A 21,514-nucleotide genomic window follows, 5' to 3' on the forward strand; every position below is an offset into this window, starting at 1 on the left:
TTTGAGAAGATATTAGTTGGATGAATCATACTGAAGAGGAACTAAAACAAGAGATAAGAAAGCTTGAAGAAGCTTTGAAGGATGAAAAACAGCGCACCGCTTATTCTACTGCCATACTTGAAAGTGGTAACTTAATTGTATGGACTGTGGATATTGATGGCCAACTAGTTTCTTTTAATCAAAATTACTTCCACTATTTCCTTCCAACCAGTACGTCCAGCAAAATTTACTACGAAAAAGATGGCAAATTAAGATCATCTAAAGCTGAGACTTTCTGGCAAAATAAGTACAGAAAAATTTTAAAAGGAGAACGTGTTAATCTCGAAGTTCAAATAAAAACTGAGAGTGGAAATGAATGGAAAGAAGTATTTCTGAACCCTGTTTATGATAACGACATTGAGATTATTGCAATATCTGGTGTTGCATACGATATCACTGAAAAAACTGAATCCAGAAAAAAGCTAAAAAGTAGCGAGGAGAAATTCAGAAACATATTTGAATCTTTTCAAGACCTATACTTCAGAACGAATTTCAAAGGGAATATTACGATGCTCAGCCCATCTGTGAAAGATATTTTAGGCTATGATGAAAAGAAGATGATTGGCAAAAATGCCACCAATTATTACATCTACAATATTAAAATAAAATCATTATTAAGAGACCTTATATCTAATGGTAGCGTAAGGAACTTTGAAACAGGCATCATCCATAAATCAGGCAAGGTGATACCTTGTATATGTAACATTAGAATTATTTCACACAAAGGTAAACCTCAATATATTGAAGGTGTTGCCAGGGATATTACAGAATTAAAAAAGACGAATGAAGAGCTTCAGTTCTCCAAGGAGGTAGCCGAAAAATCGTTAAAAGTAAAAGAACGATTTCTGGCCAACATGAGTCATGAAATTAAAACCCCTTTGAATGGAATAATAGGAATGATCAACCTCATTGATGAGAAAGACCTGAACCGAGAAAATCTGGAACGATTCATATCCTTAAAAAGCTCGGCTGACATCCTAATGGGTGTACTCAATGATCTTTTGGATTTATCTAAAATTGAGGCGGGTAAAATGGAGTTAAAAAACTCCGTTGTAAACACACAAAAGTTTTTCGAAAAATTAAAAACGCTCTATCAATACGAAGCTGAGCGAAATAACATTAGTCTGAGCTTTGAAATTGGCAATAAGATCCCAGAAAATATATTGGCAGATGAAATCAAGTTAATGCAAGTGTTTTCAAACCTAATTTCTAATGCCATCAAATTCACTGCTGAAGAGGGGTCAATTAGAGTTAGTTTAACTGTAGAAAAAGAGAAAAAGAAAGGCGGATTGAAGTTAAAAGGTCAGGTGCTTGATACAGGTATTGGAATTGAAGAATCAAGCCGGAAGCACCTTTTCAAAAGCTTTTCTCAACTGGATAGTTCCACAAGTAAATCATACAAAGGTACCGGGCTTGGCCTTTATATTTCCAAAAAGCTTGTTGAACTGATGGGTGGTGACATAGAAGTTGAGAACAATAACCCCAAAGGCTCTAAATTTTGGTTCACATTCGATTCAATAGAAATATCGGCCTCTGCCGATGTTAGCGAGTTAAATGAAGAAGTTTCATTGTCTACCCAATCGAATGTGCTAGTGGTGGATGATAACAGTGTTAATCTGCAAATCGCCTCCGAAATTCTTAGAAAATCCGGTTGCAGAGTTACATCCATCAATAACGGTAAAAAAGCTGTGAAATCAGCAAGCAAAGAAAAGTTCGATCTAATTTTTATGGACATACAAATGCCAGATTTAGATGGCGTTGAAACGTCTAAAAGAATTAGAAAAATTGACCTAAATAAAAACACTCCAATTATTGCCATGACAGCCTACTCCATGGCTGGCGACCGTGAAAAGTACCTTTCTTCCGGAATGGACGATTACATTTCCAAACCCATACTGCCAGAGTCTTTAGTGTACACCGTTAAAAAGTGGACAGATGATGAACATCCAACTGCAAAAAAATCGAAAAAGAAGCATTTAAAGTCATCACTGAACACCTTGGATTTTAACACACTAGAGAATTTAATGAAATTCGGTGGCAAAGAAATGGTTGTAGAGACACTGAATGAATTTAATAACGAATGCAAATCGCAAGTAGCTAGTTTAAAGGAGGAATTTTCGCGCAACAATTTTGAAGATATTTTGGTTATATTGCATACATTAAAAGGCAATGCAGGAACGCTAGGAGTGCAAAAAATAGCCTTTTGGGCGGAATACATGGAGGAAGAAGTTAAAAAGAAAAATTATCATATTTTTGAAAGTAACTTAGAGGAATTGCAAAATCTATATTCCGAATTTAAAATCGCAATCAAACAGTTCTAATTATTATTTTGTAATGGCAAAGAAGATTTTATTAGCAGATGATAGTCCGGTAATTCAAACTTTATCAAAGAAAATTTTTAACGGACAGGGCTACGATTTAGTGGGTGTAAAAACCGGTGCTAAAGTTATGGGTGAAATAGAAAATAACGATTTTGACGTTATTGTTCTGGACATCATTTTACCAGAAGTAAGCGGTATGGATTTAGCAAAAAAGATCAGACAACTTTCTGATAAGAAAAAGGCCTCTACTCCTATTATTGCCATTTCAGGTAATTATAAAAACTATTCTAAAACTGATTTTGACGAGGTGGGTATCAATGATTATCTGATTAAACCTCTGGACTACGATGCTTTGGTAAAGGCGGTAAAAAAATATGCATAAATGAGTGTAAAATACTCTAAGCATTTTCTAAATAAACTTGAAGATCTCCTCGCAGAAACAGATTACATCTTACGTTATGAAAGAGGAAATTTCAATTCAGGATGGTGCATTCTGAAAGACACCAAAATAATTATCGTTAATAAGTTTTTTGCCACAGACGGAAAAATCAATTGTCTTTTAGATATCCTCAAAACCATTGATATTGATAAGTCTTCTCTTAGCGAGAAGAACCAAAAACTGTATTATGAACTCGCTCAAACCAAATTAGAGCTTTGAAAGTAACATTTCTCGGCACCGGCACTTCTCAGGGGGTTCCTGTCATTGGCTGTGAGTGTGAGGTATGCCAGTCGCTGGATTTTAGGAATAAGAGACTTAGAACATCAGTTCACATAGAAGTTGATGAAAAGAGTTTCGTAATTGATACCGGGCCTGACTTCCGCCAGCAGATGTTGAGAGAAAAAGTGAAAAGGTTAGATGCAGTCATTTTCACACACGAGCATAAAGATCATACCGCAGGCATGGATGATGTTAGGTCATTTAATTTTCTTCAAAATAAAGAAATGCCTATTTACGCTCATGAAAGAGTGTTGGACCAGCTAAAAATGGAGTTTAGCTATGTATTTAATAATAAAAAATACCCTGGCGTGCCTCAGATAGGAACAAACTCAATTTCTAAAGAAAAGAATTTTATTATTGAAGGAGTAGAATTTATTCCAATAGAAGTAATGCATTACAAGTTGCCAGTACTGGGCTTCAGAGTTAAGGATTTTACCTATATAACTGATGCGAATTATATTTCTGACGAAGAACGGCTTAAAATAATAGGATCTAAAGTGGTGGTGATAAATGCACTCCAAAAAGACAAACACATTTCACATTTTAACCTAGAAGAAGCCATTCAAATTGCTGAGGAGCTCGGAGCTGAAACAACGTATTTCACGCATATAAGTCATAAGCTAGGACTACATGGCGAAGTTGAAAATGAACTCCCTGAAAATGTTATCATTGCACATGATGGATTAACTATCAACATTTAGTGCAAAACAATTATTACTTTCTAAAACATCTAACCAATGAGCTTGCCAATAAACTGGTTGGTGGTGTAATTAAAGAGCTGTTTTCTCAGAATAAAGATGAATTAATAATTGAGGTAGTAAAAGGCAACAATCCGCTTTATATTAAAGCTCATTTCTCACCATCATTTTGTTGCTTATCATTTCCTATTGAATTCCATAGGGCGCGTAAAAACAGTGTTAATCTATTTAGTGAAATTGAAAACGATACAATAACTAAGGTTGAGTTGTATAAAAATGAAAGGGCCTTTAATCTAACATTAGCTTCTGGTTATTCCCTCATTTTCAAACTACATGGTAACAGGTCGAACATTCTTTTGGCAAAGAATAACAACGTTGAAAAACTCTTCATTAACAGGTTAGAGAACGACTTCAATATTATACCCGATGAACTTCACAGAGAAATTGATCAAAGCTTTGAGCGATTTATTGAATTAAACGGCAATTATAAATTGCTCTTCCCAACGTTTAACAAGACTCTTCAACTTTACTATGAGAAATCGATCAATGGTCTTTCTGAAATAGAAGATCGGTGGGTTAAACTTCAAGAACTTTTAAATGAACTGGAAGAGCCTACATTCTATGTAACCCATTTAGAGCTTTCAATGGTTCCGATCGAGAACGGAAAAGTATTCAATAGCCCAGTTGATGCGCTAAATTATTTCTTTAATACATACATATCATCGCATCATTTCAATAAATCTAAGAGTGCAGAAATAGCTAAACGCCAGACGTTATTAAAAAAGTCACGGTCCTATATAAAAAAAACAGAGGGTAAGCTAAAAGAAATACAAAATAACGCCAGCTACAGAGTTTTTGGTGATTTACTAATGGCCAACTTACATACTCTTAAAGAAGGAATGACTGAAGTTGAGTTAACTGATTTTTATACAAATCAGCCTGTTAAGATCAAGTTAAAAAGAACACTATCACCCCAAAAAAACGCTGAATTATATTACCGAAAGGCCAAGAACCAAGATGTAGAAATTAAAACACTACAAAAAAATATCGCGCTAAAGGAAAAACAGGTTCTCGTTTTAGAAAATGAAATTAGAGAAATAGAAGCAACTACTGATTTCAAAGATTTGAAGAATTTCATCTCAACTAATAAACCTGTTAAAGAACCTAGTTTGAATTTACCCTATAATGAGTTTGATTGGAATGGATTTAAAATTTGGGTTGGAAAGAATGCACAGTCGAACGATAAACTAATTCAGTTGGGCTTTAAAGATGATCTGTGGCTTCATGCGAAGGATGTCTCTGGTTCTCACGTATTAATCAAGCATCAAGCTGGCAAAGTAATCCCTTCGGAAGTTAAAGAGAAGGCTGCACAGCTTGCAGGCTATTTTTCTAAACGAAAAACCGATACGCTTTGCCCTGTAATCGTTACTCCCCGAAAATTCGTACGAAAACGAAAAGGTGATCCTCCCGGAGCAGTTGTTGTCGATAAAGAATTAGAAGTCCTTTTGGTTGAACCCATGAAGTGGTAGTTATTCTACCACATTCAATTTAACCGTGTTAGTTCTCCCTCTTGCATGAATAGGCATACTGGCAGTGGTAATGAACACATCGCCTTTAGCAATATGGCCCTTCTCCTTAAGTATCTCTTCAATATCAGCGAATGTATCATCAGTAGATACTTCCTTATCGTAATAGTAGCCCCTAACACCCCAAATTAAATTCATGGTATTTAATAATGGTCGATTGCTAGTGAAAATAAAAATATTTGCCTTTGGTCTATGAGAAGCTAATTTAAAGGCAGTATAACCTGAAGCAGTCATACCTACTATTGCTTTTGCACGAGAAGCTTTTGCCAATCGAGCAGATGCTAATACTAATGTGTTATTTAAGAAAAGCTCGTCATCCCTATCAGGTAACTCGTGCTTGAAATAAAGATCAGCCTGAGCCTCAACGCTTGTAATGGTTTTAACCATACTTTTAATTACCTCCACTGGATATAAACCTGCAGCTGTTTCAGCTGAAAGCATTAGTGCGTCAGCACCATCCATCACTGCATTGGCCACGTCATTGGTTTCTGCTCTTGTAGGTCGAGGGTTTTCGATCATACTTTCCATCATCTGGGTAGCGATAATCACAGGTTTGGCAGCACGATTACACATTTGAACTATACGCTTTTGCGCCATGGGTACCTCTTCCATGTAAATCTCAACACCTAAATCGCCACGAGCCACCATAATTCCATCCGTAGCCTCTATAATTGACTCAATATTTTTAATGGCCTCAGGCTTCTCAATTTTGGCAATGATTCTACAGTTTTTACCAGCCTTTTTAATGCGTTTCCTAAGGTCTATAATGTCTTTTTCTGAACGTACAAAAGAGAGGGCAATCCAATCAAGGTCATTAGCAATACCAAACTCTAAATCTTTTAGGTCTTTTTCTGTTAATGAAGGAGCAGACACCTTTGTAAAAGGTAAGTTAATGCCTTTTCTTGACTTTAATTTACCCCCAAATACAACCTCAGTTACAACATCTTCACCTGACTTTTCTACAACTTTTAACTCTATTTTACCGTCATCAATCAGGATCATATCGCCTATGCTCACATCACTAACCAAATTCTGATAAACTGTGCTAACCTTGGAGGCATTGCCTACCATTTCTTTATTCGTGATGGTAAGCTTTTGTCCCTTTTTAATTTTCGTTCCTTTTTCAACCTCTCCTACTCTAATTTTGGGCCCTTGTAAATCTTGAAGTAAACAAATACATGTATCTAATTCTTCATTCAGCTCACGAACATATTTTATCACTTTTGCATGATCTTCATGAGTTCCGTGGGAAAAATTAAGTCTGAATATATCCACCCCGGCTTCAATCAACTTGCGCAACTTATCTTTCGTATTGGATGCCGGCCCTACTGTTGCTATAACTTTTGTCTTGTTGAAAAGTATTTCCTCTCTCATAATTAATGCAAAAAGTTGTCTTTAGATTTAAGTTTATCTATTGAAATCTCGGCAATATATTCAATGTATTTCACTTCGCGTAATTGTTTTAGTACTTCTTCTGACGCAAACGTTTGAAAACGGCCAATAATTTTCAGTACATAATCAAAGTGAGGTAATTCCGGTAATATCAACTGACTCTCATTGTCCGGAGATTTATTCTTATAAAGGTAAATTTCACAACTCTCATCTTCGTGTTTGGCATTCATTATTAGCATGTCTCTCCCTGTCTTATCATGAGCTACATGATCCTCAATTTTTTTGAGGTGTGTATGCAAGCCCTGGTTAATAGACCAACACAGCTTATGAAACTTGGCTGACGATGTAATTCCCAACAACTCAAAGTCATATTCAAAATCTACAATTAGCTTCGTCTTCTTCATACTTTCAATTATCCCAAAATTAGAGTGAAGTTTTAAGTTTTTTTAACTATTCTTGGCTAAATAATAGCAGGCAATAACTTTCAAAAAATTGTTTGACATTAAACCATTAATGTATTTCTTTGCAGATATTTTAACTAAATCATTAAACACATGTCTGAAATAGCACAAAAAGTTAAATCAATCATCATCGATAAGTTAGGAGTAGAAGAATCTGAGGTTACTCCAGAAGCAAGCTTCACAAACGACTTAGGAGCTGATTCATTAGATACAGTAGAACTTATCATGGAGTTTGAAAAGGAATTTAACATTTCTATCCCTGATGATCAGGCTGAGAATATTGCCACTGTAGGACAAGCAATCTCTTACTTAGAAGAAAACGTAAAATAATTTAATTTATAAGCCTCACTCAACTTATTCTATGAGAAGAGTAGTAGTTACAGGAATTGGTGCACTTACGCCCATTGGAAGCAATGCCAATGATTATTGGAATGGTTTAAAAAATGGGGTAAGTGGTGCTGCTCCTATCACGAGATTTGATGCCGAAAAATTTAGAACGAAGTTTGCCTGCGAGGTAAAAAACTTCAACGCTGAAGACCACTTCGACAGAAAGGAAGCCCGTAAAATGGATCCTTTCACTCAATATGCTCTTGTGGTTGCAGAAGAGGCTATGCAAGATTCTAAGCTAGATTTAGAATCTATAGATAATGATAGAGCTGGTGTAATCTGGGGATCAGGTATCGGAGGGTTAATGACATTCCAGGAGGAAGTTAAGAGTTATGCGAATAACGATAACACTCCAAGGTTTAATCCATTCTTTATACCAAAGATGATTGCCGATATAAGTGCCGGTTATATTTCTATCAAATACGCATTTAGAGGACCTAACTTTGTCACTGTTTCTGCGTGTGCTTCCGCTACCAATGCATTGATTGATGCTATGAATTATATCCGCTTAGGACATATGGATATAGCGATATCTGGTGGTAGTGAAGCTGCAGTAACTGAAGCAGGTATAGGTGGTTTCAATGCAATGAAAGCTCTTTCTGAAAGAAATGATTCTCCGGAAACAGCTTCCAGACCATTCGATAAAGATAGAGACGGCTTCGTATTAGGAGAAGGCGCTGCAGCTCTTATTTTAGAAGAGTATGAACACGCCAAAGCAAGAGGAGCTAAAATCTATGCAGAACTTATCGGTGGTGGAATGTCAGCTGATGCTTATCATATTACAGCGCCACATCCAGAAGGGTTAGGTGCAACTAACGTAATGAAAAACGCTCTGGCTGATGCTAACATCAAACCAGAAGAAGTTGATTACATTAATGTTCATGGTACTTCAACTCCATTAGGAGATGTAAGCGAAACGTTGGCTATCAAAAAAATCTTTGGTGATCACGCATATAATTTGAATATAAGCTCTACTAAATCTATGACAGGTCACCTATTAGGTGCTGCCGGTGCCATTGAGGCTGTAGCTTGTATCAAAGCCATGGAAAACAGTTTAGTCCCTCCAACAATCAATCATTTTACTGATGATGAAAACCTTGATAATAAATTAAACTTGACCTTCAATAAAGCTCAAGAAAGAGAGATTAAGGTGGCATTAAGTAACACATTTGGTTTCGGTGGACATAACACATCTATTATTTTCCGTAAACTGGAAGACTAGTGTATCGTGCTGCGAAGCGCTTTTTAAACACATTTAAAAGAAAATCTAATACAGATAAAAGGCTTATTACCGCAATTGAAACAATTGTAGGTAGTAAGCCTTTAAATTTATATCTCTATCGTTTAGCTACACTTCACTCTTCTGTAGCCAACGTTGACAATCGTGGTTATAAAGAGTCTAATGAAAGACTGGAATACTTGGGAGATGCCATTTTAGGTGCTGCAATTGCTGATTATCTATTTAAAAAGTATCCATTTAAGGATGAAGGCTTTCTTACTGAAATTAGGTCCCGAATTGTAAATAGAGAATCTCTCAACACACTAGGCAAAAGAATTGGATTAGATAGCATAATCCAATATGATAAAAACCATTCGAGTAAACTTTCTCATAAATCGCTTTATGGTGATACATTAGAGGCCCTGGTGGGTGCTGTATATTTAGATCGTGGCTTCAGTTTTTGCAAATCGTTCATCATTGAGAAACTGATAATTCCGTATTTCGACATACAGAATATTGTAGAATCGGATGTTAATTTTAAAAGTAAATTGATTGAATGGGCACAAAAAGAAAACCATTCAATAGAATTTGAGATTATACATATTAAAACCGAAGGAAGACATAAGGAATTTACAGCTGAAGTAACTGTGAGTGAAGAAAAGAAGGGACAGGGTTATGGTTTTAGCAAAAAGAAAGCAGAGCAAGATGCAGCAAAAAAGACACTGCAGCTTCTGGGTTTAATAGAGAAGGAATGAGAATAGGCACCGCAACAGTAAATCAAACCCCGCTTGATTGGAAGGGGAACACCCACAATATAATTGAGGCCATTAGAGAGGCCAAACAGAACAACGTTGAGTTACTCTGCCTGCCTGAACTATGTATTACAGGCTATGGCTGCGAAGATTTATTTCTCAGCAACTGGTTATACGAAAGAGCACTTGAAGAGCTGTTAAAAATAATCCCAGAGTGTAAGGGTTTATTGGTGGCTATTGGGTTACCAATTAAGTTTCAAAAACAAAACTATAACTGTGCATGCCTCATAAACAATGCAGAAATTGTAGGCTTCTATGCCAAGCAAAATATGGCGTTAGACGGTGTGCACTACGAACCCAGGTGGTTTATTCCATGGCAATCAGGCAGAATATCTCAACTCAAAATTAATGGTTCTGACTATGAAATTGGTGATATCACTTACGACTACAAGAATTGGAAAATAGGCTTTGAAATCTGCGAAGATGCCTGGCGACAGGACCGGCCTGCGTGTAGATTAGTAGAGCGAGGAGTAAACCTGATATTAAACCCGAGTGCCAGCCATTTTGCTTTTGGCAAAACTGAAGATCGTCAAAAGCTTATAATAAACAGCTCTATAGACTTTAAATGCACTTATGTATACTCCAATTTATTAGGGAATGAGGCTGGCAGAATGATCTATGATGGCGAAATGATGATCGCACAAAACGGGAGACATATTCAGCGTAATTCATTACTATCATTTAAAAATACCAATTTTCTGTATGCTGATGTTGAACCAGACAAGATCTTACATACGAGAAATGATATCGCTAAATCAAATAAAAATGAAGAGTTTGCTCAAGCCGCATCACTCGCTCTTTTCGATTATTTGAGGAAAAGTAGAAGTAAAGGCTTTACCCTTTCTTTGAGTGGCGGTGCAGATTCCTCCACAATTGCTATTCTAGTTTCTGAAATGGTGAGGCGCGGAATTCAAGAGTTGGGGTTAGAAGAATTTAAAAAGAAGTCCGGATTAGAATTACAGACCTCGAGCAAATCGATAGACACTAGTTCTAAAGAAATATGTAGTCAACTGTTAAGTTGCGCCTATCAGGGTACAAAAAATTCGAGTACCGACACACTTAATTCGGCCAAAGAATTGGCAGATGAAATTGGAGCAAAGTTCTACCATTGGACAATTGACGAAGAAGTAGGTTCATATACATCAAAAATTGAAAAGGCCCTTGGCAGAAAATTAAGTTGGGAAACCGATGATATCGCTTTACAAAATATACAGGCCAGATCACGCTCACCTATCATTTGGATGATGGCCAATATCAAAAATAATTTACTTCTTACTACATCTAACAGAAGCGAAGGGGATGTAGGCTATGCAACAATGGATGGTGATACCAGCGGCAGCATCTCTCCTATTGCCGCTGTTGATAAATACTTTATCATCCACTGGCTAAAGTGGGCAGAAAAAGAATTGGGTTATTCTTCACTGAGGCACGTAAATTCATTGGCTCCCTCAGCCGAACTTCGACCGTTAGAACAAACTCAAACCGATGAGGCTGACCTCATGCCTTACCATATTATTGTGGAAATTGAGCGATTAGCCATTAGAGAACATAATTCACCTATTGAAGTCTATACTAAATTAAAAGCGAAAGAATTAGAGTCAGCAGATTTACTAAAGGCTCATATTGCGAAATTTTACAGATTGTGGAGCAGAAATCAATGGAAACGTGAGCGAATTGCGCCATCCTTCCATCTGGATGATTTTAATGTTGACCCACGTACCTGGTGCCGCTTTCCTATTCTATCTAAAGGCTTTGAAGAGGAGTTGGAAGAGCTGAATAAAGTCAGCTAATTAAATTTAACGAGCATTTAATCGCTTCAAATGAAGCATAAAACTTAGAACTCACTACATTTGCGCCATGTCAATTTTAAGCTACCTAATCTGGAATGTAGATCCAGAATTTTTCACCATTCCAATTATTGATAGGCCCGTAAGATGGTACGGATTACTGTTTGCACTAGGCTTTTTAGTAAGTCAGCAAATTATGTTTTACCTGTATCGTAAAGAGGGTAAGCCTGAAAAAGATGTAGAAACATTGACTATCTATATGATCATTGCCACTGTTATTGGTGCAAGATTAGGTCATGTGCTTTTTTATGAGCCGGATAAATACCTGGCTAACCCAATTGACATATTGAAAGTATGGGAAGGTGGCTTAGCAAGCCATGGGGCAGCTTTTGGGATTTTATTTGCTCTCTGGCTTTATACTAAATACGACATTAAGATTAAGTTCTTCTGGATCATCAAAGGATTAATAGGAATACCAACTTCTATAAGTGCTAAGAAAGTAACACGCCCAGGACAAAGCTACCTTCAGGTTGTTGATCGAATAGTAATAGTCGTTGCATTAACCGGTTGCCTGATAAGAATGGGTAATTTCATGAATTCTGAAATTTATGGATTACCAACTAAGTCAAACTTTGGGGTACTTTTTGCCAAAAATGTAGAACAGGTATTTATTTCCGATTCCAGTCCCATTGAAGAATTAAGTATTACTAAAAAGGCGGATGAGCCATTAAGCGAAGAAGGTTATGCGCCTGTAACTGTACACCTTGAGTTTAAAGATCAGCCCGAAATACTAAATGAAGAAAGCTTAAAAAGATATATTGATGGCCGATTCACAGAAATTGTTACCAATTATAGTTATGTGAATGAGCATATCACTTTGGGCGATGAGGATACAATTGAATATCAATTGAATCAAAACCCTGATGGTACATTCAGTGCTGATGTTGCCGCACTAGGCATAGTCAGGCACCCAACACAGTTTTATGAATCCTTCACAACATTGATGCTCTGCTTCCTGCTCTTTTTTATCTGGACAAGATACAAAGCCAAAACCCCGGCCGGTCTTTTACTTGGACTATTCTTAATCATCCTATTTGGTTTACGATTTGTTCACGAATTATTTAAAGAAAATCAGGTAGCTTTTGAGGATGGAATGGCCTTAAATATGGGTCAGATACTAAGTATACCACTTATTTTAGCTGGCATTTTTATTCTGGTCAGAGCCTTAAAAAATGGCCCTGAAACTATTGAATAAACTTCGGCATTATACATTTAGTTGGCTTTTCTTTAAATTCGCAGACTGGATAATTATAATTTTTATATTATCCTGCGTTTTAACAATGGTTGGAGAAGGCTGTAGATGTCGGCATTATTATTATCACTCTTTTTAGGCATATTAAATCCACTGCAAGATTCTGTGCAGAATAGCCAAGATACGACCATTCAGGAAAAAGACATTCCCCTTTATATTGATGCTGTTTTCATCATCGGTAATAAAAAAACGAAAGAAGAAATTATCTTTCGGGAACTCAATGTAGAGAAAGGTCAAACCATCTACAAAAGTGATTTAGAGGCTGTTCTTGAGCTTGATAAAAGCAAACTACTTAATACACGCCTATTTAATACTGTTAACCTATCTATCCTATACCTTGATGATTTCACAGTTGACATTGTGGTAACCGTAACGGAGCGGTGGTATACATTCCCCGTACCAATTTTCGACCTGGTTGACCGAAATTTTAATGACTGGTGGCAAAACCAAGACCGGGATTTAAGCAGAACCAATTATGGAGTTAATATCTACAAGAACAACTTTCGAGGTAGAAATGAAACCCTCAGATTGTTATTGCAGCTGGGTTACACACAAAAATTTGGCTTAACATACAAAGTACCCTATCTGGATAAAAACAAACGCCATGGAATGTTTTTAAATTATGATTATGCAGAGAATAAAAACATTGCAGTGCGCACCGAAAATCACAAACAACTGTTTCTGGACTCAGATGAAACATTGCGGATTACCAAGGAATATACTGCTGGTTACATGTATCGCAGATCATTCTATAGCGTTCATAATCTGAATTTTACTTACTACGAAAATGAAGTAACAGATACTGTTTCAATAATTAACCCGGAGTACTACGCTCAGGACGCCACAACCCAGAAATATGCTGAATTATCTTATTTCTTCACCTATGATAAACGTGACTTCGCTTCTTATCCTTTAAAAGGCACAAAGATGGAGCTGCAAGTGATTAAGGAAGGCCTTGGGTTCTTTGATGATGTGAACAGATTTACTATCCAAGCCGGCTACTTTAAGTATGTGGATTTAGGCAACAATTTTTACTTCTCAAACTACACATCGGCATTTGCCAGTTTCCTGGATAATCAACCTTATAATATTTATGAAGGCCTGGGTAGAAGAAGAGATTTTGTACGTGGCTATGAACTCTATCTGATTGAGGGAAAGAGCTTTGGTTTGAACCGATCTACTTTCAAAAAACGTATTTTTTCAAAAGTATTTAACCTGAGGCCACTGCCCATTGAGCAATTCAGAAAAATGCCTTTGGACATCTACATTAAAACATATTACGATATGGGCTATGTAGAGAATTTTGAAAACTATGAACTCAATACTACCCTTTCTGATAGGTACTTATTTGGTACAGGATTTGGTATCGACTTTGTATCTTACTATGATTCAGTGATTAGGTTAGAATATTCATTTAACCGCGAACAAGAGTCCGGATTTTTTCTGCACTTTAAAAAAGAATTTTAGTATTGAGTTATTGATTTAGAAGTAGAATATTTCAATTTTACACTCTAAAATATGTCTGTGTGAAATTACTCCCTATTATTTTTTTTCTCGCTTGTCTACCACTACTTACTTACGGACAAAATGGTATCAATGAATTAGGGGCACGGCCTGTAGCCATGGGCAATGCCTACAGCACCATTAACGATCAATGGGGATTATTTTATAACCCTGGCGGTTTAGGTAGAAATAAAAAAACAGTTGCTTTTAGTGCCTTTACTAACAGGTATGGAATAAGTGGATTGAATAGTTTAGGAGCAGGATTCATTACCAACTTACCCATCGGCACATTAGGCATTTCTGCATTTAAGTTTGGGGATGATTTGTACAGCGAACAAATAGCCAGCCTTGCTTATGCCAATAGCTTTGGAATTGCCTCTCTGGGTTTTCGCGCTAACTATTTACAATATAATATTGAGGGTTTAGGCACGCAAGGTATTGTTACTTTAGACTTTGGAGGTACCGCCACCCTTACAGAACAAATTAGATTTGGTGCTTATATAAGAAACATTAACCAAGCTCAAATATCAACTATCAACGATGAGCGAGCCCCAACCATATTGTATGCAGGCCTAGGCTATCAGGCCAATGAAAGATTAAACCTGACAACCGAAGTTGAGAAAGATATTGACTTTGACGCTCGCTTTAAAGCCGGATTAGAGTATAAATTTCTAGAAAAGTTTTTTGCAAGAACCGGAGTTAGCACGAATGAATTCACCAACTATTTTGGTCTTGGATTTATAAGTCAAAAGTTAGCCATTGACTATGCGTTAACCTGGGACAACACATTGGGCTTCAGCCATCAGGCGGCACTTTCATATACCATTAAAGAATGAGAGGTTGGGTCACACTAGCATTGGTTTTTCTTCTGTGTAACATAATCTCTGCACAAGAATTTAACCGACCAGATATCGACCTCGAACGCTTTATCGAAGAAATATTCGCAGTGCAAAATGGAGATGTTTCTTCAGAAGAATTATTTGAAACTTTGCTATTATTTTATTCCGATCCTATTAACCTAAATAATACAAGTGAAGAGGAATTAAGGTCCTTATTTATTCTGAATGAAAGTCAGATTCAATCATTTTTTAACTATACTGCTAAAAATGGTAAGCTCTTAAGCATTTACGAACTCCAGGCTATACCTGACTTTGATCTCATCACAATAAATAAATTACTGCCTTTTGTTATTGTCAGAGAATCTGGCCTTAATGCTGATAGCCGCAGCTTGTGGAGAAGAATTGCTGAAGAGGATAATAACTACCTTCTCATTCGCTATGAGACAACGTTAGAGGAAAAGCGAGGTTTTAAACCTACAGATAGTTTGGGCAACTCCAACTACGTAGGTGGACCTGGTAAAATATATACTCGTTTCCGCACAAGCCATATTAATGACTTTAGTATTGGCTTTACAGCCGAGAAAGATGCAGGGGAAGAATTAGCCTGGGACCCCTCCAATAAACAATACGGTGCTGACTTTTATAGTGGCCATATACAGTTAATGAACCAGGGTAAGTTCAAGAATATTATTCTTGGTGACTATCAGATGCAGTTTGGTCAGAGTTTAGTTTTTGGCTCTGGATTTAATGTAGGTAAAGGCGCAGAGACAATCACAACGGTAAGAAGATCTAATCTGGGTATTCGTCCTTACACCTCGGTAATTGAAACTAACTTCTTTCGAGGAGGTGCAGCAACTTATGCCATTACCGATAAACTGGAAGTAACTGGTTTTTTCTCTTCCTTAAATCAGGATGCTAACATACAAGCGGATACTGTAGAGCGAGAAGATTTTATCACCTCCATACAACAATCTGGCTTTCATAGAACGGAATCAGAAATTCGTAACAGAAATACAGTTGAGGAAGTAAATTATGGTGGCGCATTACTTTATTCAGATAGAGCAGCTAAATACAGCTTAGGAGCCAATATTTTAGTCACCGAATTAAGCCAAAATCTTCAGCGAGCAGATAGACTTTATAATGCCTTTGAATTTAAGGGCACATCTAATTACACAGGAAGTATTTTTGGTGATTATAGCTGGCAAAACTTTAATGTTTTTGGTGAGGTAGCAACATCAAAAAGTGGTGGATTTGGATTAGTTGCGGGTATGATTGGTAGTATCACATCAAAACTTGAAACATCTGTTGTAATAAGAAATTATGAAAAAGACTTTCATACCTTCTATGGTAATGCCTTTGGTGAGTCAACCAGAAATATCAATGAAAGTGGCTGGTATTGGGGGCTAAAATATACGTTCAGCCGGAAGTTAATTGCCACAGCCTATTTTGATTCTTTTAGTTTCCCATGGCTTCGTTCCAATATCAACGCACCATCGAGCGGATATGAATATCTCTCAAGAATTACCTACAAACCAACACGTTCCATTATTCTAACTGGCCAATTCCGTGAAGAATCAAAAGCTAACAACTTACCCAGCACAGAAAGTGATGAGTTAATTCGATTCCCATTAGAAGCAGTTAAAAGAAACTACCTTGTGAGTGTTGATTTCCCAGCCAATGACATTCTCTCATTTAAGAGTAGAGTACAATGGAGCTCTTATGATTTTAATTCCAGACAAACTGAAGGTTTCGCTATTTGGCAAGATGCCAATCTGGATTTTGGAAAGTTTAAAATAAGTGGCCGAATCGCTCTTTTTGAAACTGATGACTTCAACAATGCTCAGTATGCTTATGAACGAGATGTATTGTATGCATTTTCAGTACCGGCATATAATGGTATTGGCACCAGACAATATGTAGTTGTGCAGTACAAACCAACAAGAAAGCTTACCTTTTGGGCCAAATATGCCCGAACTCATTATCGCGATCGGGATGTTATAAGTTCGGGTAACAAACAGATAGATGGTAATATTAAAACAGATATACGAATTCAAGCACGAATAAACTTTTAACCATGCATGCAGTAGATCTTATCGACTCACAAACACTATTAGCTATAGCCATAGGTGGCATCATTTTCATACTTGTATTCAAGGCTATTTTTAGAAAAAACAAGTGAATGGTTACGATTATATAAATCGAATACTACCTTTGCTTTTAATTCAAAATTTTACAGATCACCCATGAACATTAAAGGAAAACTTCTTGAAATCTCAGACACCCAACAAGTAACTAACACATTTCAAAAACGTGAATTCGTTGTTGAATATGCTGAAAATCCTCAATACCCTGAATTTGTGAAATTTGAGGCCATACAGGATAAGTGCAACTTGCTTGACTCTTATAAAGTGGGCGATGAAGTGGATGTTTACTTTAATTTGAAAGGCAGAAAGTGGAATGATCCAAAAGGCGGTGTTAAATACTTTAACTCATTACAAGCTTGGAAAATAGAAGGTGCTTCATCTGGTGGCACTGGTGCAACGCCTCCACCTTCAGCAGAACCATCTTTAGAAGAGCCAGGATGGATTTCTGAGAACGAAGATGACTTACCTTTTTAATCAATGAAGGCCTTTTTTATAGTTGCGCTTCTTTTCATTGCTGCTAATGATTTTAGAATCATGGAATACAATGGTTCTGAAGTGAGAACTACCTTTGACGTTGATTCAAAGTTTTACGGTACCTACAAAGGAAGAAAGTCCGGTTATTTAGAGCTAAAACAAGATGGAACCGGTATTTATCACTACGATGTTTTTGGCTTTGCTCCTGCTTCATGTAAAAAGCAACCAATTCAAATAGAATGGGGTTTTCTGATTGATGAAAATGATAAAGTAGTCCAGTTTACCAGAGAATATGGAATGTCCTACCCTATCTTATTTAAAAGTACCGGTGAAACTAAATTTCAAGGCTGTCAGAAAGAAGTGTTGCTTGATTTCATCATGGAATATAAATCTGGCCAGTTAGGCGTTTCGTCATCAGACGATTGGACAAAGAATTAATCTACCTTATTTGCTCTTCATAGAATTGAACTTTCACTTAGTCGTGTAGGCAATTATATTTATTGAAATCATTAATTATTCAATTATGAAATCAATAATATATACTGCTTTATTATTAACAATAAGCCACTTCTCATTCGGCTTTGGGCCTGATGTAACTCATGAAACAATTGAATTAGCTGAATTTTCGGCTATTTATGTCAATTCAGGATATACTGTTTATTTAAAGCAATCCAATAAACAAGAAGTGAGAGTAGAAGCCCTTTCTGAGATTTTTGACTTGACCAAGTTTGAGGTAGAAAATGGCATTCTCCACATTAACATAGAAAGAAAACCAAAAGACCCTGATGCAAGTATTTGGGCAAAAATTGATGATATTAAAATAGCTCCTACCATGAATGTGTATATCAGTGTGAGGGATATTAGCACAATAAGAGTAAATGGTAGCGGAAAGGTAATTTCTGAAAATTCGCTTGCATCAAACACTTTAGATTTAGCCATTGCGGGCTCAGGCAGCATGAATCTGGATGTGAAAGGTAAAGAAATTACCACCCAGTTATCAGGTAGTGGAGATATTAAACTGAAGGGCTATGCCACCTCCAATAACATTACCATGAGCGGTAGTGGCTCTATTCATGCCTTTGAGTGCGATTTACAATATGCAGAAGTGGAACAAAGTGGATCTGGTATATGCGAAATAACAGTGACTGAAGAACTAGAAGCCAAAGTCTACGGTAGTGGAAGTATCAAACACAAAGGTTCTACCAAGTCAGTTACTAAAAAGGTGTATGGTAGCGGTGAGATTGATAGGGCTTATTGAAATATATTGAAAATTTACTATTGATATAACAATCATTATTTATAGTATTGCCGCTATTTTAAAAAATGCTATAAATGTATACAAGATCACTAATACCCTGTATAATCACCATATTTGTATCACTTTTACTGATATCCTGTAGTGACGATGAAAGTGAAGTTATCCCTCCAATTGAAAAAGAAGTTTTACCTTCGATAGCTACTGTTATTCCAGACTATGGATTTAATGGAGACACAATTGAAGTTCATTTAGAGAACTATAATGGTTCTAAAATCGAAAGTGTATTAATAGATGATAAAATCACCAATATAATTTCTGTCAGAGATAGTATAATTAAAATAGAGGTTCCAATTTTTAACGATGGGAAACAAAGTTCAATAAAAGTTAAAACAGATACTTTGGAATTGGAATACTCAAGAACATTCACAGTTTTTGATTTCAAATATCTATCATCAAATATACCTTCACATCTAACTCCAAAAGACACAGTTACACTATATGGTAATTATTTAAATTTAAATTCAGAAAAGTATAATTTAAACTTCCAGTCCAATGGAAAAATTGTAGGGGCCTTTAATATTTTAAGTATTACCTCTGACTCTATAACAGCTGTTCCAAATCTCACAAATAGATATTATGAAAATTCTACAATAGCCCTCACCAGCAGCTTAGCAAGCTATTCTGTAGCAGAAGATGTTGTCTTGTTGGCTTATTTTAAATTTCATAATCATTATGGTTTGCCATTTACTCCAGGTGGAAGAATAATTGTTGGTAAATTTGGTGGCGCATCAACTCAAGCTCCTAGGCTGAAAGTAGGTGACTATGAAGTTAATTCATACGCTAATTGGGGTAATGAATATCATTTTCATTTACCTCCAAATTTATTGCCATTTCGAAATTACACAATTAATCTCATTTCAAATGACAACTTTGAAGACCAACCATTCAGTCAAGAATATAGTACAATCCTTATCAACGAGGGTGTTTATGATCACTCTCCTAAAGTAGTTAATAGCGGCACTTACATACCCGAGTTAGTTTTCGCTTTAGAACACGATTATTTACAATACAGAAGTGAAGAATTCTATTTAAAAAATCAAGAAACCCTTGAAATTATTGAATTAGAAAGGACTGGCACTAGAACGATTAATAATCTACAGGGCCTTTTGTTCAAGGGAGTTACTGTACCAGAATCTGGTGTTTATGATGTGCATTTAGTAATTAACGGATATGAGCTTGTACATAAAAATGAAGGTACAATAACTTTTAATTAAGCTTTACGCTTCAAAGTAATCACCGTCAATTCAGGTGGCATGCCTACTCTACCCGGGTAGCCAATATAGCCAAAACCTCTGTTCACATAAAGGTGTTGATTGCCTTCTGTGTATAAATCTGCCCATTGTTTGTAGGCATATTGGGAAGGACTCCATTTAAAGTCGCCTATTTCAACGCCAAACTGAAAGCCATGGGTATGGCCGGCAAACATCACATCTATATCAGGGTATTTTTGTCTCACCTGGGCATCCCAATGGCTCGGATCATGAGAAAGCAATAATTTAACCGCTGCCTCTTCAGAGCCAGCATAGGCTTTATCTAAATCGCCATATTTGGCAAAACGCCCGGCACCCCAATTTTCATTACCCAGAATTGCAATTTTCTCCCCACCTAGTTCAATGATTCTGTTTTCATTCATCAACAAATCATAGTTCATCAATCGGTGGGCTTCTTTTAAGTCTTCGAAATTCTGAGCCTTTGCCTTTGCCGAATCCCAGTTGGTATAGTCACCATAATCATGATTACCGGTAACCGAATAAACCCCTAATGGTGCCTTGAGTTTATCAAAAATATTAATATAGTCCTTTACTTCATCTGATTCGTTATTCACTAAATCACCAGTAAAAAACATCAGATCAGGCTTTTCACGCATCATCATTTCCACCCCTCCTTTAACAGCTGTTTTATTAAAAAAACTACCCGAGTGGATATCTGATACTTGTCCGATGGTTATCCCATCAAATGGTTTTGGCAAATTAGGAAGGTAAATTGTTTTTCTCCGTATTCTGTAATCATGTGCTCCTGAGATAATACCCCAGCTCATGGCAACTAAAGGAAGCGTACCTGCAACCATCGCAGTCTTAGCCAAAAACTCCGACCTTGGAATACTATTTCCTTCACCAGAAGGACTAGGGTTTTGAAATTGCGTAGCTATCCATTTACCCAAACGAACAATATCTCCACTCAATAAAAATAGAGCAGCGAACAGCTTAGAAAAATAGTTAATGAAAATACCTGTAAAAATCAGACTGCGAGTCTGACCTTTCAGGAAATACGGGTTTCCGAAATTGTAAAATAGGATAACAAAAAAAGTTAATCCAGTTAATCCCCAAAATGTGTATTTAATGCCATTTCTAATGGGCTGGCTTAAATTTCTGGCAGCTAGCATTGCTCCTTGATAGACGTAGTAGTCTATAGCAAAGAGTATTGCCAGTAAAATCGATATAACGATGAGTTTATTCAAAATTGGGTATCGTAAGAAGGTGAAGCTATTAACCTCACCTTCTGTA

20 protein-coding genes are annotated in these 21,514 nt (G+C 36.5%); 17 read left to right on the forward strand and 3 right to left on the reverse strand.

The genetic code is table 11. The features are described 5' to 3' along the window. The first annotated feature begins 20 nt into the window (after positions 1–20). From JR347_RS15250 to JR347_RS15270, 5 genes are read left to right on the forward strand one after another with little or no spacing between them, the layout of a single operon-like run. Positions 21–2,360, forward strand: coding sequence for a response regulator (locus tag JR347_RS15250; RefSeq protein ID WP_205721451.1), 2,340 nt, complete (start codon positions 21–23; stop codon positions 2,358–2,360). A 13-nt stretch (positions 2,361–2,373) separates the two neighbouring features. Next, complete coding sequence (locus JR347_RS15255) at positions 2,374–2,742, forward strand: response regulator (RefSeq protein WP_205721452.1); 369 nt, start codon at positions 2,374–2,376, stop codon at positions 2,740–2,742. Beyond that, positions 2,743–3,018: a hypothetical protein gene (locus tag JR347_RS15260; protein ID WP_205721453.1), complete on the forward strand. Its 276-nt coding sequence runs from the start codon at positions 2,743–2,745 to the stop codon at positions 3,016–3,018. Then, the gene (locus tag JR347_RS15265) at positions 3,015–3,779 is read left to right on the forward strand and encodes an MBL fold metallo-hydrolase (protein ID WP_205721454.1); all 765 of its coding nucleotides are present in this window, start codon (positions 3,015–3,017) and stop codon (positions 3,777–3,779) included. Before JR347_RS15260 ends, JR347_RS15265 begins: the two co-directional genes overlap by 4 nt. Continuing rightward, positions 3,779–5,305: an NFACT RNA binding domain-containing protein gene (locus JR347_RS15270; RefSeq protein ID WP_205721455.1), complete on the forward strand. Its 1,527-nt coding sequence runs from the start codon at positions 3,779–3,781 to the stop codon at positions 5,303–5,305. The genes JR347_RS15265 and JR347_RS15270 overlap by 1 nt, the downstream gene beginning before the upstream one ends. Here JR347_RS15270 and pyk read toward each other — a convergent pair whose 3' ends face one another. Both pyk and JR347_RS15280 read right to left on the reverse strand, forming a co-directional pair. Continuing rightward, complete coding sequence (gene pyk / locus JR347_RS15275) at positions 5,306–6,736, reverse strand: pyruvate kinase (RefSeq protein WP_205721456.1); 1,431 nt, start codon at positions 6,734–6,736, stop codon at positions 5,306–5,308. 2 nt (positions 6,737–6,738) lie between these two features. After that, positions 6,739–7,158, reverse strand: a complete 420-nt coding sequence (locus JR347_RS15280) for an IPExxxVDY family protein (protein WP_205721457.1) — start codon at positions 7,156–7,158, stop codon at positions 6,739–6,741. A 150-nt stretch (positions 7,159–7,308) separates the two neighbouring features. Between JR347_RS15280 and JR347_RS15285 the strand changes: the two genes are divergently transcribed. The 12 genes from JR347_RS15285 to JR347_RS15340 all read left to right on the forward strand — a co-directional run bounded on the left by JR347_RS15285 (position 7,309) and on the right by JR347_RS15340 (position 20,224). Next, positions 7,309–7,545 carry an acyl carrier protein gene (locus tag JR347_RS15285; RefSeq protein ID WP_143396709.1) on the forward strand — a complete coding sequence of 79 codons (237 nt, stop codon included), beginning with the start codon at positions 7,309–7,311 and terminating at the stop codon, positions 7,543–7,545. 31 nt (positions 7,546–7,576) lie between these two features. Next, entirely contained in the window at positions 7,577–8,824 is a 1,248-nt protein-coding gene (fabF, locus tag JR347_RS15290; RefSeq protein ID WP_205721458.1) for a beta-ketoacyl-ACP synthase II, read from the forward strand. After that, complete coding sequence (gene rnc / locus JR347_RS15295) at positions 8,824–9,576, forward strand: ribonuclease III (RefSeq protein WP_205721459.1); 753 nt, start codon at positions 8,824–8,826, stop codon at positions 9,574–9,576. Before fabF ends, rnc begins: the two co-directional genes overlap by 1 nt. Continuing rightward, a complete protein-coding gene (nadE, locus tag JR347_RS15300) occupies positions 9,573–11,423 on the forward strand; it encodes an NAD(+) synthase (protein ID WP_205721460.1) in 1,851 nt (616 codons plus the stop codon). Before rnc ends, nadE begins: the two co-directional genes overlap by 4 nt. Positions 11,424–11,490: 67 nt before the next feature. After that, entirely contained in the window at positions 11,491–12,675 is a 1,185-nt protein-coding gene (locus JR347_RS15305; RefSeq protein WP_205721461.1) for a prolipoprotein diacylglyceryl transferase, read from the forward strand. Positions 12,676–12,780: 105 nt separating this feature from the next. Next, positions 12,781–14,199 carry a POTRA domain-containing protein gene (locus JR347_RS15310; RefSeq protein WP_205721462.1) on the forward strand — a complete coding sequence of 473 codons (1,419 nt, stop codon included), beginning with the start codon at positions 12,781–12,783 and terminating at the stop codon, positions 14,197–14,199. A gap of 59 nt (positions 14,200–14,258) precedes the next feature. Continuing rightward, complete coding sequence (locus JR347_RS15315) at positions 14,259–15,071, forward strand: PorV/PorQ family protein (RefSeq protein ID WP_205721463.1); 813 nt, start codon at positions 14,259–14,261, stop codon at positions 15,069–15,071. After that, on the forward strand, positions 15,068–17,146 hold the full coding sequence (locus JR347_RS15320; RefSeq protein WP_205721464.1) for a ComEA family DNA-binding protein: 2,079 nt from the start codon (positions 15,068–15,070) through the stop codon (positions 17,144–17,146). The genes JR347_RS15315 and JR347_RS15320 overlap by 4 nt, the downstream gene beginning before the upstream one ends. A 171-nt stretch (positions 17,147–17,317) precedes the next feature. Beyond that, positions 17,318–17,692, forward strand: a complete 375-nt coding sequence (locus JR347_RS15325; protein WP_205721465.1) for a DUF3127 domain-containing protein — start codon at positions 17,318–17,320, stop codon at positions 17,690–17,692. 3 nt (positions 17,693–17,695) lie between these two features. Continuing rightward, the gene (locus JR347_RS15330) at positions 17,696–18,130 is read left to right on the forward strand and encodes a hypothetical protein (protein WP_205721466.1); all 435 of its coding nucleotides are present in this window, start codon (positions 17,696–17,698) and stop codon (positions 18,128–18,130) included. Between the two features lie 85 nt (positions 18,131–18,215). Next, complete coding sequence (locus JR347_RS15335) at positions 18,216–18,950, forward strand: head GIN domain-containing protein (RefSeq protein ID WP_205721467.1); 735 nt, start codon at positions 18,216–18,218, stop codon at positions 18,948–18,950. A gap of 74 nt (positions 18,951–19,024) precedes the next feature. Next, complete coding sequence (locus JR347_RS15340) at positions 19,025–20,224, forward strand: hypothetical protein (RefSeq protein ID WP_205721468.1); 1,200 nt, start codon at positions 19,025–19,027, stop codon at positions 20,222–20,224. Here the strand turns inward: JR347_RS15340 and JR347_RS15345 are convergent. Continuing rightward, positions 20,221–21,468 (reverse strand): metallophosphoesterase, encoded by a 1,248-nt coding sequence (locus JR347_RS15345; RefSeq protein WP_205721469.1) that lies wholly within the window; start codon positions 21,466–21,468, stop codon positions 20,221–20,223. The two genes, JR347_RS15340 and JR347_RS15345, sit on opposite strands and share 4 nt — an antisense overlap. Positions 21,469–21,514 lie beyond the last annotated feature (46 nt).

Source organism: Fulvivirga lutea (genome assembly GCF_017068455.1).
Taxonomy (GTDB): Bacteria; Bacteroidota; Bacteroidia; order Cytophagales; family Cyclobacteriaceae; genus Fulvivirga; species Fulvivirga lutea.